Annotated in this window: 12 protein-coding genes; 8 read left to right on the top strand and 4 right to left on the bottom strand. The window is 56.8% G+C overall.

The genetic code is table 11. The features are described 5' to 3' along the window. The first annotated feature begins 71 nt into the window (after positions 1-71). The 8 genes from DUD43_RS15960 to DUD43_RS15925 all read left to right on the top strand — a co-directional run bounded on the left by DUD43_RS15960 (position 72) and on the right by DUD43_RS15925 (position 6,867). Complete coding sequence (locus tag DUD43_RS15960) at positions 72-569, top strand: TlpA family protein disulfide reductase (RefSeq protein ID WP_153231052.1); 498 nt, start codon at positions 72-74, stop codon at positions 567-569. Positions 570-730: 161 nt separating this feature from the next. Continuing rightward, complete coding sequence (gene aroQ / locus DUD43_RS15955; RefSeq protein WP_094197735.1) at positions 731-1,165, top strand: type II 3-dehydroquinate dehydratase; 435 nt, start codon at positions 731-733, stop codon at positions 1,163-1,165. A gap of 86 nt (positions 1,166-1,251) precedes the next feature. Next, positions 1,252-1,704: an acetyl-CoA carboxylase biotin carboxyl carrier protein gene (accB, locus tag DUD43_RS15950; RefSeq protein WP_153231051.1), complete on the top strand. Its 453-nt coding sequence runs from the start codon at positions 1,252-1,254 to the stop codon at positions 1,702-1,704. A 4-nt stretch (positions 1,705-1,708) separates the two neighbouring features. Then, the gene (accC, locus tag DUD43_RS15945; protein WP_153231050.1) at positions 1,709-3,058 is read left to right on the top strand and encodes an acetyl-CoA carboxylase biotin carboxylase subunit; all 1,350 of its coding nucleotides are present in this window, start codon (positions 1,709-1,711) and stop codon (positions 3,056-3,058) included. Between the two features lie 96 nt (positions 3,059-3,154). Further along, on the top strand, positions 3,155-4,075 hold the full coding sequence (gene prmA, locus DUD43_RS15940; RefSeq protein ID WP_153231049.1) for a 50S ribosomal protein L11 methyltransferase: 921 nt from the start codon (positions 3,155-3,157) through the stop codon (positions 4,073-4,075). A gap of 24 nt (positions 4,076-4,099) precedes the next feature. Next, positions 4,100-5,368 carry a zinc-ribbon and DUF3426 domain-containing protein gene (locus tag DUD43_RS15935; RefSeq protein ID WP_153231048.1) on the top strand — a complete coding sequence of 423 codons (1,269 nt, stop codon included), beginning with the start codon at positions 4,100-4,102 and terminating at the stop codon, positions 5,366-5,368. 8 nt (positions 5,369-5,376) lie between these two features. Beyond that, positions 5,377-6,318, top strand: a complete 942-nt coding sequence (locus DUD43_RS15930) for a carbohydrate kinase family protein (RefSeq protein ID WP_153231047.1) — start codon at positions 5,377-5,379, stop codon at positions 6,316-6,318. A gap of 57 nt (positions 6,319-6,375) precedes the next feature. Then, positions 6,376-6,867 carry a glycine zipper 2TM domain-containing protein gene (locus DUD43_RS15925; RefSeq protein WP_153231046.1) on the top strand — a complete coding sequence of 164 codons (492 nt, stop codon included), beginning with the start codon at positions 6,376-6,378 and terminating at the stop codon, positions 6,865-6,867. Positions 6,868-6,928: 61 nt separating this feature from the next. On the opposite strand, the gene ada is transcribed toward DUD43_RS15925, so the two are convergent. The 4 genes from ada to DUD43_RS15905 all read right to left on the bottom strand — a co-directional run bounded on the left by ada (position 6,929) and on the right by DUD43_RS15905 (position 14,277). After that, on the bottom strand, positions 6,929-8,641 hold the full coding sequence (gene ada, locus DUD43_RS19375) for a bifunctional DNA-binding transcriptional regulator/O6-methylguanine-DNA methyltransferase Ada (protein WP_194273410.1): 1,713 nt from the start codon (positions 8,639-8,641) through the stop codon (positions 6,929-6,931). A gap of 138 nt (positions 8,642-8,779) precedes the next feature. After that, positions 8,780-9,343 carry a YggT family protein gene (locus DUD43_RS15915; protein WP_153231044.1) on the bottom strand — a complete coding sequence of 188 codons (564 nt, stop codon included), beginning with the start codon at positions 9,341-9,343 and terminating at the stop codon, positions 8,780-8,782. 114 nt (positions 9,344-9,457) lie between these two features. Then, the gene (locus tag DUD43_RS15910; RefSeq protein ID WP_153231043.1) at positions 9,458-10,357 is read right to left on the bottom strand and encodes a histone H1-like repetitive region-containing protein; all 900 of its coding nucleotides are present in this window, start codon (positions 10,355-10,357) and stop codon (positions 9,458-9,460) included. Between the two features lie 461 nt (positions 10,358-10,818). Continuing rightward, entirely contained in the window at positions 10,819-14,277 is a 3,459-nt protein-coding gene (locus DUD43_RS15905) for an indolepyruvate ferredoxin oxidoreductase family protein (protein ID WP_153231042.1), read from the bottom strand. Between the last annotated feature and the right edge of the window lie 35 nt (positions 14,278-14,312).

The following is a 14,312-nucleotide window of genomic DNA, read 5'->3' as shown; positions in this document are numbered from 1 at the left end:
TCTGATGCGTGAGCTTTGGTGAGGGCCGGTGCTATCATCCCCAGATGATATTTTTTCAGGTGTGAGCCGGTATGCGTAGGCGTCTTTTTCTGCAGAAATCGCTAGTGTGTGCAAGTCTTTTGGCCCTGCATCCCGCCCCTTGGGCCAGTTTGCTGCCTTCAGACCCTTTCCTGGCGCAAAGCTTCAAGGATCTTCAGGGCGAAGATCGCGCGCTCTCTACTTATATAGGCAAGCCCCTGGTGGTCAACTTCTGGGCGACCTGGTGCGCACCCTGCGTCAAGGAAATGCCGGACCTGCAGGAACTGCACAAACGCTACCCCGACGTGAACTTTGTGGGCATCGCGGTGGACTCGCTGGATAACGTGAAAGAGTTTCTGGAACGCGTGCCGGTCAGTTACGACATTTTGCTGGCCGGTTCGGGTGGCCTGAAACAAATGCGCAGCGTGGGTAATAAAAAGGGTGGATTGCCCTTTACCGTGGTGTTTGGAAGCAATGGCCGGGTCAGCGAGCGCATTTTGGGCCAGATAGATCCCGAAAAGTTGGACGAAGTTATTAAAGCTCAACGCTAACTGGCCGACTTTTTCGCTTAATTTCGTCAAATTGCAGGTCTGAGACACCCCTGTTTAAAACGGGATGGGACCAATGCTAACTGTTTGTAAGCCAAGCAGGTTTATGGACAAATGACGTTATTTAGCGTAAAAAGGCGGTCTGTCTTGACGAAAAATCCGCTATGGCGAAACATGTCCTGGTCCTTAACGGGCCCAACCTCAACCTGCTGGGTACCCGAGAACCCGATGTCTACGGACATCAGACTCTCGACGATATCAACAGTGGTTTACAGGTGCTGGCCGACCAGCATGGCGCGCAGTGTCATTTTTTTCAAAGTAATCACGAAGGCGGGCTCGTCGATCGAATTCATCAAGCCCGTACCGAGGGCGTCGATTTCATCCTGATCAATGCTGGGGCCTATACCCATACCAGCGTGGCGATACGGGATGCGCTTGCCGGTGTCGGTATTGCGTTTATTGAAGTTCATCTGTCCAATGTTCACCGTCGTGAGCCGTTCCGTCACCACTCCTATCTCTCTGACATCGCTAGCGGTGTCATTGTTGGTTTGGGGGCCTACGGTTATGAAGCCGCCCTGCGGTTTGCTTTGAATAGTTAGGCGGTTCGTTTCGTTTTTTTGACCAATATTTTTTTAATGCCGTCCTGACCCAGTCAGTGGCTAGTGCGGCGTTGCGGGAAGTACGCATGGATCTTAGAAAACTCAAAACCCTGATCGATCTGGTAGCCGAGTCTGGCATTGCCGAACTGGAAATCACCGAAGGTGATGACAAGGTTCGCATTGTGAAATTTTCGCAAAGCTCGGCAGCTCCCGTGGTCTATGCTCCCGAGGCTCCTGTAGCCCAGGTGGTAGCCCCCGCTGCCGGTGCTCCTGCCGCCGCTCCCGCTGCACCTGCCGTTCCCGAGGGCCACGCCGTCAAGGCTCCTATGGTTGGCACCTTCTACCGTGCTCCTAGCCCAGGCGCTTCTCCTTTTGTGGAAGTGGGCCAAACGGTCAAGGAAGGCGAGCCCCTGTGCATTATCGAAGCCATGAAGCTGCTCAACGAGATCGAAGCCGACAAGTCCGGCGTGATCAAAGAAATTCTGGTTGAAAACGGCGGACCGGTGGAATACGGTCAGACTCTGTTCGTCATCGGTTGATGATATGTTTGAAAAAATCCTAATCGCCAATCGGGGCGAAATTGCCTTGCGTATCCAGCGCGCTTGTCGCGAGATGGGTATCAAGACAGTCGTCGTTTATTCTGAAGCTGATCGTGGTGCCAAGTACGTGCGTCTGGCTGACGAGGCCGTGTGTATTGGCCCCGCCCAGGCTCGTGACAGCTACCTGAGCATGCCTGCCATTATCTCGGCAGCAGAAGTCACCGATGCGGAAGCCATTCACCCTGGCTACGGCTTTATGGCTGAAAACGCGGACTTCGCTGATCGTGTCGAAAAGAGCGGTTTTGTCTTTATCGGTCCACGTCCCGAGAGCATCCGTACGATGGGCGATAAGGTCATGGCCAAAAAAGCCATGATCGAGGCCGGTGTGCCTGTGGTTCCCGGTTCGGACGGCGCCTTGCCGGATGACCCGGCTGAAATCATTCGCATCGGACGTGAAGTCGGCTACCCAGTCATCATCAAAGCCTCTGGCGGTGGTGGTGGCCGTGGCATGCGCGTGGTCTACACCGAAGCAGCCTTGCTGACAGCGGTTGCCACGACCAAAACCGAAGCCGCCGCTGCGTTCAACAATCCCGAGGTGTACATGGAAAAGTACCTCGAGAATCCACGCCATATCGAAATTCAGGTATTGGCTGATGGTGAACGCAATGCGATCTGGCTGGGCGAGCGCGATTGCTCCATGCAGCGTCGTCACCAGAAAGTGATTGAAGAAGCACCGGCTCCCGGTATTGCCCGCCGCCTGATCGAACGTATTGGCGAGCGTTGTGCTGATGCCTGCCGCAAGATGCGTTACCGCGGTGCAGGTACCTTCGAGTTCCTGTACGAAAACGGCGAGTTCTTCTTTATCGAGATGAACACCCGTATTCAGGTCGAGCACACCATCACTGAAATGATCACCGGCATTGATCTGGTTCAAGAGCAGATCAAAGTGGCCGCAGGCGAGAAATTCGTGCTGCGCCAGCGTGACATTGAATTTGAAGGCCACTCGATCGAGTGCCGTATCAACGCGGAAGACCCGTTCACTTTCGTACCAAGCCCAGGCCTGGTCAGCAAGTGGCACACCCCCGGCGGCCCTGGCGTGCGTATCGACTCGCATGTCTTTACCGGCTACACCGTGCCTCCGTACTACGATTCCATGATTGCCAAGCTGATTACCTACGGTAAGACGCGCGAGCAAGCCATTGCCCGTATGGACATTGCCTTGTCCGAAATGGTGGTGGAAGGGATCAAGACGAACGTGGATCTGCACCGGGAATTGATGCAGGACGCCAGCTTCAAGGCAGGCGGCACCAGCATTCACTACCTGGAACAAAAGCTGGCCCAACGTAGCAAGTAAGGGCAGCAACGGGTCAGGCCACAGGCCTGACCTGATAAGAATGATGATTATGTAAAACAGGGGCGAGCCCCCTGTTTTGCTTTATGGAAACTATGTATGCGTGAACTCTTACTGAGCTGCCAGGAACACGAGGCCGAGCGCTTGTCCGATGCCTTGCTTGAAGCGGGCGCCCTGTCGGTGTCGGTGGAAGATGCTGACGGTGATACCGATCAGGAAAAGCCCCTGTTTGGCGAACCAGGTATCGAACCGGATGTGCTTGCCTGGGACCGCAATCGGGTTGTTGCATTGCTGCCCGAGGAGCTGGAGCCTGAAGAGTTGCTGCAACCGCTTTTTGACGCCGGTGTGCTGGATCCTGCGAAGGCTCAGTGGAGCGTGCGCGACGTGCCCGACGAGGATTGGGTTCGTTTGACGCAGTCGCAGTTCGGTCCCATTCCGGTGGGCGATCGTATCCTGATTGTGCCCAGCTGGCACAAGGACGACGAGGACTTGCCGGTTGCCCAAGAGGGTGATGACGGCCTGGTTCGCATTGAGCTGGACCCCGGTCTGGCCTTTGGTACCGGCAGCCACCCCACGACGCACTTGTGTCTGGATTGGTTGGCCCACCATGTGCAAGCCGGTCAGACCGTGCTGGACTACGGTTGCGGCTCCGGCATTCTGGCGATTGCGGCCCGCAAGCTGGGCGCTGGCCATACTGTTGGTGTGGACATTGACGAGCAGGCCGTGATTGCCACGCGCTACAATGCGCAAGTCAATCAGGTCGAGGTTGAAGGCTTGCTGCCCGATGCCATGCCCGCCGGGCAAACCGATCTGGTGGTTGCCAATATTCTGGCCAATCCCCTGCGTATGCTGGCTCCCATGCTGGCCAACCGCGTCAAACCGGGCGGACATCTGATCCTGTCCGGCATTTACGATTGGCAGGCCGAGGAAATGATCGAGGTTTACTCCTCCTATCTGCCCATGTCGGTCTGGCAGGAGCGCGATGGCTGGGTGTGTTTGGCTGGTCAACGCCCGTTATAAGACGGCAGAACTTAAGGTGAGTTCATGGAGCTAAAGACTCGCTGCCCCCGTTGCGGGACATCGTTTGCAGCCAGTGTGGAAACGCTGCAACGCCGCCGGGGCTATATACGCTGCATTCAATGTGCGCATATCTTCGATGGCTTTGAAGAAGTCATTGATGAGCAAGCCCCTGAGCCTTCCTATCACTCTCCCGCCGCGCCGGTTCAGACCGAACCGCGCCTGACACCCGAGCCACCTGTTTCGCCACGGCAGGAACAGGTGCAGACGGTGGACCTGCAAGCGCCCATTCCAGGGCCACGATTTGTGGAGCATTCCCGTCACGCCCCGCCGCGTGATGAAGGTACGGCCCACGAATCCTTGCAGGTACGCAAATTCCCCGACTCCATCCTGACGCAAGCGCCTGTCACACCGGCAGAGCCTTCTGTCGTAAGCGCAGAGCCCTTTGTCCGGTCGGCAGAGCCATCGGTTGAGTCGACAGAACCTTCTATCCGGTCTCCAGAACCGTCTGTCATCCGCGCCCGCTCCCGACACGAGCCTTTGCCGCAGGATGATCAGGACACCTCTTTTTTTGTATCGGCCGGTCCTGCTGCTGAGCCGGATGGGGATCACCATATTGGTCAGGCTTCCTGGTCGGCTGCCGAGCCTGAGTTCAGTGTGGGAGACCGTGCCAGTGCCTTGCGCGCTTCTTACCCCTCGCGTCAGGCTGATGGCACTCATGACAATGATGGCGAGCATTTCCAGCAGGACTGGGTCATTGATCCCAACCCCGCCTTGCAACGCGAAACGCGTTACGAGGGTGAGGCCAGCTTTGGCCAGCGCGTGGGTTCGCTGATCTGGACCAGCTTGTGCGTCCTGGGGGCGGTCCTGTTCGTCCTGCAGTTGATGTACGTGTATCGCGTGCAGATTGTCAGCCAGATCCCCATGCTGCGTCCCGTGTTCGAGAGCACGTGCCAGACCTTGTCGTGCAAGGTTCCCTACGAGCGCCGTCTGGACCAGATTCGCGTGCAGGCTTCGGCCCTGCATAAAGCACCGAATCAGCCCGGACAGTCTACCTTGGGCTTTACGCTGCGCAACGAGTTTGAGCGGCCCCAGGAGTGGCCTACGCTGGTCCTGGATTTGAAAGATTTTTCCGGAGCCTTGATCGCCCGGCGCAATATTACGCCCGATCAGTACCTGGCTTCCGAGCGACGTGAGCCTGCTTTTGCAGCGCGCAGTGAAATCATGGTGCGCCTGCCGTTGAATACTGGGCAGCTCCAAGTTAATGGCTACCAGATTAGCCCTTTTTTTCCATAAGGTAATTTATGACCGAGCGAGTGCTGGTATGTGGTTCGATCGCGTTTGATACGATCGCGGTTTTCGAAGGGTACTTCAAAGATCACATCTTGCCCGACAGCATCAAAACCCTGAGCGTGTCTTTCTTTGTGCCCAGCTTGCGTAAAGAGTGGGGCGGTTGCGCCGGCAATATCTCCTACACGCTGAACATGCTGGGTGGCCAGCCTGTACCTGTGGGTGCGGTTGGTAGCGACGGTGTGGATTATGTGCAGCGCCTGCAGAACCTGGGTATTGATACCAGCATGGTGCGTGTCATGCCCGAGATGTTCACCCCTCAGTGCTTCATCACCACAGACCTGGCCGCCAGCCAGATCACCTCTTTCCACCCAGGCGCCATGATCAATTCCGCCCAGATCGATCTGTCGGGTCAGGAAGCGGCATGGGGCATTGTGGCTCCGGACTCCAAAGACGGCATGTTTGCCCATGCCCGTCGCCTGCACGCACAAGGCACGCCCTTCATTTTCGACCTGGGCCAGGCCATGCCCTTGTTCGCTGGCGAGGACCTGCTGGAGATGCTGGAACTGTGTCAAGTTCTTACGGCTAACGAATACGAAGCCGAAATTATTGAACAGCGCACTTCCAAGAGCATGGCCGAGATCGCCCAGGGCCTGCAAGCCGCTGTCGTGACGCGTGGAGAGCATGGCAGCACGCTTTACCACAACGGTCAGACCTACGAAATTGGCCCTGTGCCCGTGGAAAATGTGGTGGATCCTACCGGCTGCGGCGATGCGCATCGCGCAGGCCTGTTATATGGTCTTACAAAAGGCTGGAGCTGGCAGGAGGCTTGCTGCTTGGGTAACTTGATGGGCAGTATTAAAATTCAGGCGGATGGCCCGCAAAATCATGAATTTAAACGGTCAGATATCTCGGCCATACTAAAACAGCACTATGATATTGAGCGCAGTCTGTAAGAGCGCGCTCGACATTTTTTTATGATTCGGCCAGCTACGTTTTTTGGAGTAAACCGTATGTACGTTTCTTTTTTCGATCGACCCAAAGTGCGTCTGCTGGTAGTGGCGAGTCTGGCAGCCCCCGTGTTTTTGCTGGCAGGTTGTGCCAATAAATCGGCATCCAGCTCGGTGTACAGCTACGGTCAGGCTCAGCGCGAACAAATCGTGCGTTTGGGTACCGTTGTTTCGGTACGCGCCGTCACTATTCAGGAAGATCAGAACTCGGGCGTGGGCACTGTGGGTGGCGCTGCCTTGGGTGGTGTGGCAGCCAGCAGCATTGGTGGTGGCCGCGGTAGCATCCTGGCCAGTATCGGTGGTGCGATTCTGGGTGGTCTGGTTGGTAATGCGGTTGAAAACCGCATGGGCAAGACCCAGGGTCTGGAAATCACGGTTCAGCTGGATAATGGCGAAACCCGTGTGGTGGCCCAGGAAGCCGACGTACCTCTGTCCGCTGGTCAGCGTGTACGTATGCTTAGCGGTAACGGCCCAACTCGTGTGGTGCCTATGTAATCAAAGCCCCAGGGCTTTGCGCATGAAGAACCCGGCCATTGGCCGGGTTTTCTTATGTCTGCTAGCGCTGAGTTTCCTGGGCGCGTTCGCGCTCCAGCAAGGTTTTCTTGCGCTCCAGTCCCCAGCGGTAGCCTGCCAGATTCCCGCTTTGTCGCACGACGCGATGGCAAGGGATGGCAATGGCCAAGGTATTGGTGGCGCAGGCTCGAGCCACGGCACGGGCGCCCTTGGGCATGCCCAGGCGTTCGGCAATCTCGGTATAGCTCAAGGTCTGGCCTACCGGGATATGGCGCAGGAATTCCCAGACGCGTTGTTGAAAGGCGGTGCCTTGAATGTCCAAAGGTAGCTCCAGGCCCAGAGCCGGTTCCTCCACCATCGCAACTACTTGGGCGACCCGTTGATTGAATTGCGGATCGGCACCAATCAGTTCGGCTGCCTTGAAGCGGTCCTGCAACTGCTCCAGCAAGACCTTGGCATCATCGCCCAAGGAAATCGCACAAATCCCACGCTCGCTTTCGGCAACCAGCAGCGCACCCAGGCTGCATTGGGCAATCGCAAAACGAATACGGCTGCCCTGGCCCTGTTTGCGAAACGCTTTGGCCTGCATGCCTAACATGGCTTGGGATTCGTCGTAGAACTGGCTGTGCGTGCCGTAGCCGGCCTCATAGATCGCATCAGTAATGCTTTGCCCGGCCTTGTCCAATTCATCCCGCAAACGCTGGCTGCGATGTGCCTTGGCATAGGCATGAGGTGTCAGCCCGGTCTGTGCTTTGAAAATACGGTGGAAGTGATAGGGACTCATGCCTAGCGACTCGGCCAGCTCTTCCAGCTTGGGAGCGGGGTTCTGGGTTTCGATCAGGCGGCAGGCTTGCACAATCAAATCGTGACGCTGCTCGGACTGCTGCTGACGGTCTGCATGACGATGACGGCTGGCTCTGAATCCAGCCTGCTCAGCTTGCTCGGCTGTATCGAAGTAACGCACATGCTCCTTATTAGGGCGTCGTGATGCCGCGCTGGGGCGCGCATAAATCCCTGTGCTGGGCACGGCATAGACAAAGTGGGCATCAGCGTTCGGGTCCCGGTCCACAATCGCTTGCCAGCGCTGGGCTTCGCGTTGATACGGAGCTGCGGCTTGCTTAGGCATGCGCCACAAGTACCAGGAGGCCACGCTGCGATACGGTGCCCAGGCCTGGCCAATTTCACGCAAGGCGCGGGCTGAGGGGGCTTTGTCCAAGCGCCGCAAATTGCGATAGCCCTCACGGACTCCAAAGTCGTCCGCAGGCAAAATGTCTTCATGCTCCAGCGTGTACATCATCATCATTTCCACCGTCCAGCGGCCTATGCCACGTAGCGTGGTCAGTTGCTTGATCAGCTCTTCATCCTGCATTTGCAAAGCGGTAGCCTGATCGGGAATGATGCCATCCAGGCGCGCCTGAGCCAGACCCAGAATGCTGTTGGCCTTGGCACCGGACAAGCCGCAAGCGCGCAGGGTGTCGTACGGAGTCGCCAGCACCTCCTCCGGTGTTGGGCAATGGCCGTGCGGATAGAGATCAATCAGGCGTTGCAGGATGCGTTCAGCCGCACGGGTGTGCAATTGCTGATACACCACAGAGCGGATCAGTGCCTCGTAAGGGTCGCGCTCGGGGCGTGGTTGATGGATGCAAGGGCCCACATGGGCGACCAGTGCTTGCCAGTCCGGGTCCAGTGCGGCCAGGAATTGTTCGGCCTCGCGGTAGCGGTTGGTTGGGTCCGATTTCAATGGAAGGCGAGTCATGGAAGTGGCCTGCTGATTGATGATGAGGCCAGTATAAGGTCCACTTTTGGACAAGACATCCTGATTCTTGCTCTTGAATTCGGAGTGAAAAAAAACCTGGGCTATGCCCAGGTTTTTCATGCATACAGCGTGCCGTGCTTAGATTGGCACCAGGCTAAAAGCCGTGCGAGTGATGACCATATTGAGCACCTGGGTCAGCAACAGGACGACCAACGGCGACAAGTCCAGGCCACCCAGATCTGGCAAGACACGACGTATCGGGTCCAGCAAGGGGGCTGTAATGGAACGCAGCAAAGGCATGCTGGGCGATTGGGGTTGCAGCCAGGACAGCAGGGCTTGCAGCAGCACTACCCAGAAGATCAGGCTCAAGGTCCAGCGCAGCACGGTAAAGACGGCGGCCAGCAAGAACATGGGGATGTTGGACAGCACGGATACCGATCCGGTCAGCACCATGGCGCTAAGAACCAGGTACACCAGCGCGCTGAGCCAGGCAGCGAACAAGGAGGTCCAGTCCCAATGATTGCCGCTTTTGATCACACGGCGCAAAGGCATGACCAGCCAGTCCGTGACCTTGAACATGGCTTGCGAATAAGGGTTGAAGGGATGGATTCTGAGCGCATACACCCAGGCACGCAGTAGCAAAATCGTGCCCAGCAGCGACAGAACAATATGGATTAGGAAGAGGGCGACTTCACTGAACATAGTTGCTTGGTATGAATTGATGGGAGAGGGAATTGTCGCATGCAAGTGCTACAAACCAAAGAGCCACCCTGATCAGGGTGGCTCTTTGGGGAGAAACATGAAAGCAGCGTGCGATTAAGGACGCTTGCCAGTTGGGAAGGGCCAGGAGCCAGCAGGGTTGACGTCTTCGCGGCGAGGTTCGGCAGGAGCTGCCGCTGTTTTGGTCGCTTTGCGAGCCGCTGTTTTATTGCCTACTTTAGCGGCGGCTTTAGTCGTTGTGCTGGTCTTTGGGGTCTTGGTTTCTGCGGTCACGGATTTAACTTCTTTCTTCTTTGGAGCTACGGGTTTCTTGGCACTGGCAGCAGGACTGGCTTTTTTAGCCGCGGTCTTTACAGCTGCCTTGGTGCCGGTTTTGGTGGCAGGTTTCGCTGCCGCTTTGCTGGGTGTGGCTTTTTTGGCCACGGGTTTGCTTGCCTTGGTGCTGGCCGGTTTTTTTGCGGCAGCGGTGGCAGCAGGTTTGGTGGTAGCGGGTTTGGCACTGGCCGTTTTGGGCGCAGCTGCTTTTTTAGCTACCGTTTTTTTGGCAACCACTTTCTTCGCTACCGCTTTCTTGGCAACGACTTTTTTAGCGACGGCCTTTTTGGCAACGGCTTTCTTGGCCACAGCCTTTTTAGCGACCGTCTTTTTAGCGGCTGCTTTCTTGGCTACGGTTTTAACGGCGGCTGTCTTGGTGGCGGCGGCTTTAACAGCCGTGGTTTTTGCTGGAGTGGCTTTCTTTACCGCTGCTTTTTTCGCCACTGTTTTCTTGGCGGGTGCGCTGCTGGCAGACTTGGCAGGGGCTTTTACAGCAGCCTTGCTGGTCTTGGTAGCGGTGGTTTTAGCGGGGGACTTGGGGGCAGCGGTTTTGCTGCTGGGACTGGTCTTGGTAGCAGTAGCTTTTACTGGTGCTGCGGCTGCTTTTGCTGGCGTTGCTTTTTTGGGGCTAACGGCTTTTGTGCTTGCTGCTTTTGCTGCGCCTTTCTTGGCTGTTGCCATGATCATGCTCCTTGAGAACAAGTCTTTAGTTTGTCCACACCCATTTGACCTGGCCTGGAAAACTGCAATGGCCTTTTTCAAATGACGCAGGCGTTTAAGGTCGATACCTTATACGCTTAGAAGTCTAACGCAAGCCCCTACACAGTCAAGCATTAATCATGGCTTGGGGCTTATGGATTTAGGAATCGGTGTCTGCTGTCTCAAATAAGTTGCGTTCTCGACACGCGCTATCCATCCATCATCGCATCCAAGTCCCTGATTTTTGACGCATTGCTCGATGGTTTGCATGGCGCTTTTCTGCTTTGAATAGTCTGCATCAAGCATGGCAAAGAGGTCTGAAAACGGACTTCAATTCATGGCTGGTTTGCAGTTTTCAATCTTTGTTCAAGCCAAAAAAAAGCCCTGCATAAGCAGGGCTGAAAGGGCAGGTTAATCGTTTCGAAAGTCGCAGTGGGCAAGGCTTAGGCGGGAACGGCCTGAATTGCCGGATCTGTGCTTTTCAACTGCTGCGACAGCTCGGTAAAGCGGGCTTCGTATTTCTTGGCCGACTCCATTTTCACGGGACCGAAGCCGCGCAATTGTTGGGGCAGTTCGGCCAGCTCCAAAGCGGTGGCGTAGTTGGCTTGATCCAGATTCTTGCTCAAGTTGTTGAGCAGGTTCTGGTATTCGCGCCAGAAGCGGCGTTCCATACGACGCTCATGGGTGTAGCCAAAGGGATCCAGTGCCGTGTTGCGCAGACCTTTGCCTTTAGCCATCCAGCGCAGCAAGGTGGCTGTGCGTGGACCCAAGGTGATCTTGCGTGGGCGGCCGGTAGCCGGATCACGGCGTGCCAGCAAAGGCGGTGCGAAGTGAAAGCGCAAGGAGAAGTCGCCTTCAAATTGCTGCTCCAGATCCTGGCGGAAAGCGGGCGAGCTGAACAGGCGAGCGACTTCGTACTCATCCTTGTAGGCCATCAGCTTGTACAAGCTGCGTGCGGCTTTTTCAGTCAAGGTAGGGCGCTGACCCGGACGCAGTTTTTGCTCGGCGTCACGCAGTGCATTGATGGTGTTGGTGAAGCGCTGGGCATAAGCGGCGTTCTGGTATTGCTCCAGGCTGCTGGTGCAGCGCTGCATGATTTGTTCCAGTGTTTCGCGACGCTGCAAGGTCACCACTTGAGCAGCCGGAGCCAAGAGGCTGGCCAGTGCTTTTTCATCGTGAGCCAACACGCGACCCAAATGGAATGCATCCAGGTTGGCCTGAATGGCCACCCCGTTCAGACGGATGGCCTGTTCAACCGCCGCGCTGCTAACGGGCATGGAACCTTGCTGCCAAGCCATACCCATCAAGAGCATATTGGACAGCAGACTATCTCCGAACAGCAGGGTGGCTGCCTGGTGAGCATTGAAAGATCGCACCTGGTTTTCGCCAGCAGTGGTCTTCAGTTGGCTCAGCAAGTGCTGTGCATCCAGAGGAGCATCCGGGTTGCGGGTGAACTCGGCCGTAGGGGCCAGGTATTCGTTGATGATGGCGTGGGTATGACCAGGACGCAGGCAGGACAGGGCGTTGGGGTGAGCGGCTGCCACCACGTCACACAAGATCGCCAGGTCGGCTTGGCCGGGATCAACACGCACGGCACCCGTGTTCTCTTTATTAGCAGACAGACGAATGTGGCTGATGACGGTGCCGCCTTTTTGCGCCAGACCCGTCATGTCCAGTACCGAACTGGAACGACCTTCCAGGTGCACCGCCATGGAGAGCACTGCTCCAATGGTAATCACACCCGTACCACCCACACCGGCCACAATCACATTGCAGTCGCGCGCTTGAATGGTGGGCAGTGGCAGCGTGTCCAGCTTGGCCAGCAACTGGGCCTTCATATCGGCCTGACCATTTTGATCACCACGGCGCAGAGCACCGCCCATCACCGATACAAAGCTGGGGCAGAAACCGTCCACGCAGGAGTAGTCCTTATTACAGCTGGACTGGTCGATCTGGCGCTTGCGGCCTTCGGGCGTTTCAGCAGGCACCAAAGACAGGCAGTTCGATTGCACACCGCAATCCCCACAGCCTTCGCAGACAGCCTTATTAATAAAGAGGCGACGGGCAGGATCGGGGTACTCGTTCTTTTTACGACGACGGCGCTTTTCAGCCGCACAGGTCTGGTCGTGAATCAGAATGGTAACGCCAGGGATCTCGCGCAATTCACGCTGCAAGCGATCCAGTTCGCGACGGTGATGTACATCCACACCGGCAGGCAGGCTGACACCGCGATAGCGCTCGGGCTCATCGGTGGTGATGACCACACGACGCGCACCTTCACCAATGGTTTGCTGGCAAATGCGGGGTACGGAGATCGGGCCGTCAACGGGCTGACCGCCCGTCATGGCAACCGCGTCGTTAAACAGAATCTTGTAGGTAATGTTGGCACCCGCGGCAATCGCCTGACGAATCGCCAGATAGCCGGAGTGAAAGTACGTGCCTTCACCCATGTTCTGGAACATGTGGCCCGTCTGGATAAAGGGCGACAGGCCCACCCAGTCCGTGCCTTCACCACCCATTTGAGTCAGACCACGGGTTTTGCGGTCCATCCAGGTCGCCATGTAGTGACAACCTACACCGGCCATGGCCTGGCTACCTTCGGGCACTTTGGTGGAGGTATTGTGCGGACAGCCCGAACAGAAATAGGGGCGGCGGGTCAGACCATTGGTGTCAATGGGTGCCAGGTTTTGCACCGTACAGGCAGGCAATTGCACATTGGCGTGATGACCCAGCCAGCGACGCAGGCCCACGGCCACACGGGCAGGGCTGAGCTGACCATCGGCAGGAATCAGCACTTCATTTTCTATATCGCGCTTGCCCGACACAGTGGGGCGCTGGGCACGGTTAAAGAGCAGATTCTTTAACTGGTCTTCAATGATCGGGCCCTTTTCTTCAATGACCAGAACGTGGTCCAGGCCTTCAATAAAATCGTTCAGCGATTGCGGGTTAACTGGCCAGCTCAAACCGATCTTCAGATGGCGGATAGCGGGCAGATCCTTCAGGCTGCTGAGCTGTTGCAGCGCATCCAGCGTGTCCAGTGTGGCTTTGCCGGTGGAGACAATACCGATACGCGCATCAGGTGCCGCTTCCAGGATGCGGTCCAGGCTGTATTTATGAGCGAACTCGCGCACGCTATCCAGTCGGGCATCCAGAGTGCCTTCCATGGATGGTGTCAGGAATTTGCTGGGGTCGTAGGGGTGCTTGCCGCCTTGCTTGTCGGCCAAGGCCGGGGCCAGATCATCCAGAGGGGCAATCTCGAAAGAGCGGCCGCTTTCCACGGTTTCGGTAATGGCTTTGAAGGCTACCCAGGAACCGGAGTAACGCGACAAGGCCCAGGCCCAAATGCCGAAGCGTTCGTATTCTTCAACAGAGCTGGGGTTGACCACCGGGATGCCCCAGGCGATCAGGGATTGTTCGCTGGCGTGGGGAATGGACGAGGACGAGGCCACGTGGTCATCACCCACAATCATCAGTACGCCACCGTGCTGGGAGGCACCGGCTGCATGGCCGTGGTGCAAGGCATCGCCCGCGCGGTCTACACCGGGGCCCTTGCCATACCACATGGAGAACACGCCATCGACAGTGCGGTCAGCGCGCTCACCGGCCTGCTGCGTACCCATAATCATGGAGGCGGCCAGGTCTTCATTGATGGCGGGTTGAAAACGGACCTTAGCCTGGTCCAGATGCTTCTGGGCCTTCCACATGATCATGTCCACGCCACCCAGTGGCGAACCACGGTAGCCAGAGACAAAACCGGCGGTGTTCAAACCGTGTTCTTTATCCAGGCGAGCCTGGGTCAGCAACATGCGCACCAGGGCCTGTGTGCCAGTTAAAAAGATGCGTCCTGATTGTGCGGTCAGGTTGTCGCTGAGCTTGTATTGAGTGTCGACGGACTGCGTCATGATGAAACCTCCAGATAGAGATCATGATAGAGAGT

This window comes from Alcaligenes faecalis, assembly GCF_009497775.1.
GTDB classification, from domain to species: domain Bacteria; phylum Pseudomonadota; class Gammaproteobacteria; order Burkholderiales; family Burkholderiaceae_B; genus Alcaligenes; species Alcaligenes faecalis_D.
This window is presented reverse-complemented; position numbering and strand designations above follow the sequence as displayed.

Bases quoted from the DNA above. Each gene is read 5' to 3' on its own strand.
- DUD43_RS15960 (WP_153231052.1), top strand. From the start codon at position 72: ATGCGTAGGCGTCTTTTTCTGCAGAAATCGCTAGTGTGTGCAAGTCTT.
- aroQ (WP_094197735.1), top strand. From the start codon at position 731: ATGGCGAAACATGTCCTGGTCCTTAACGGGCCCAACCTCAACCTGCTG.
- accB (WP_153231051.1), top strand. From the start codon at position 1,252: ATGGATCTTAGAAAACTCAAAACCCTGATCGATCTGGTAGCCGAGTCT.
- accC (WP_153231050.1), top strand. From the start codon at position 1,709: ATGTTTGAAAAAATCCTAATCGCCAATCGGGGCGAAATTGCCTTGCGT.
- prmA (WP_153231049.1), top strand. From the start codon at position 3,155: ATGCGTGAACTCTTACTGAGCTGCCAGGAACACGAGGCCGAGCGCTTG.
- DUD43_RS15935 (WP_153231048.1), top strand. From the start codon at position 4,100: ATGGAGCTAAAGACTCGCTGCCCCCGTTGCGGGACATCGTTTGCAGCC.
- DUD43_RS15930 (WP_153231047.1), top strand. From the start codon at position 5,377: ATGACCGAGCGAGTGCTGGTATGTGGTTCGATCGCGTTTGATACGATC.
- DUD43_RS15925 (WP_153231046.1), top strand. From the start codon at position 6,376: ATGTACGTTTCTTTTTTCGATCGACCCAAAGTGCGTCTGCTGGTAGTG.
- ada (WP_194273410.1), bottom strand. From the start codon at position 8,641: ATGACTCGCCTTCCATTGAAATCGGACCCAACCAACCGCTACCGCGAG.
- DUD43_RS15915 (WP_153231044.1), bottom strand. From the start codon at position 9,343: ATGTTCAGTGAAGTCGCCCTCTTCCTAATCCATATTGTTCTGTCGCTG.
- DUD43_RS15910 (WP_153231043.1), bottom strand. From the start codon at position 10,357: ATGGCAACAGCCAAGAAAGGCGCAGCAAAAGCAGCAAGCACAAAAGCC.
- DUD43_RS15905 (WP_153231042.1), bottom strand. From the start codon at position 14,277: ATGACGCAGTCCGTCGACACTCAATACAAGCTCAGCGACAACCTGACC.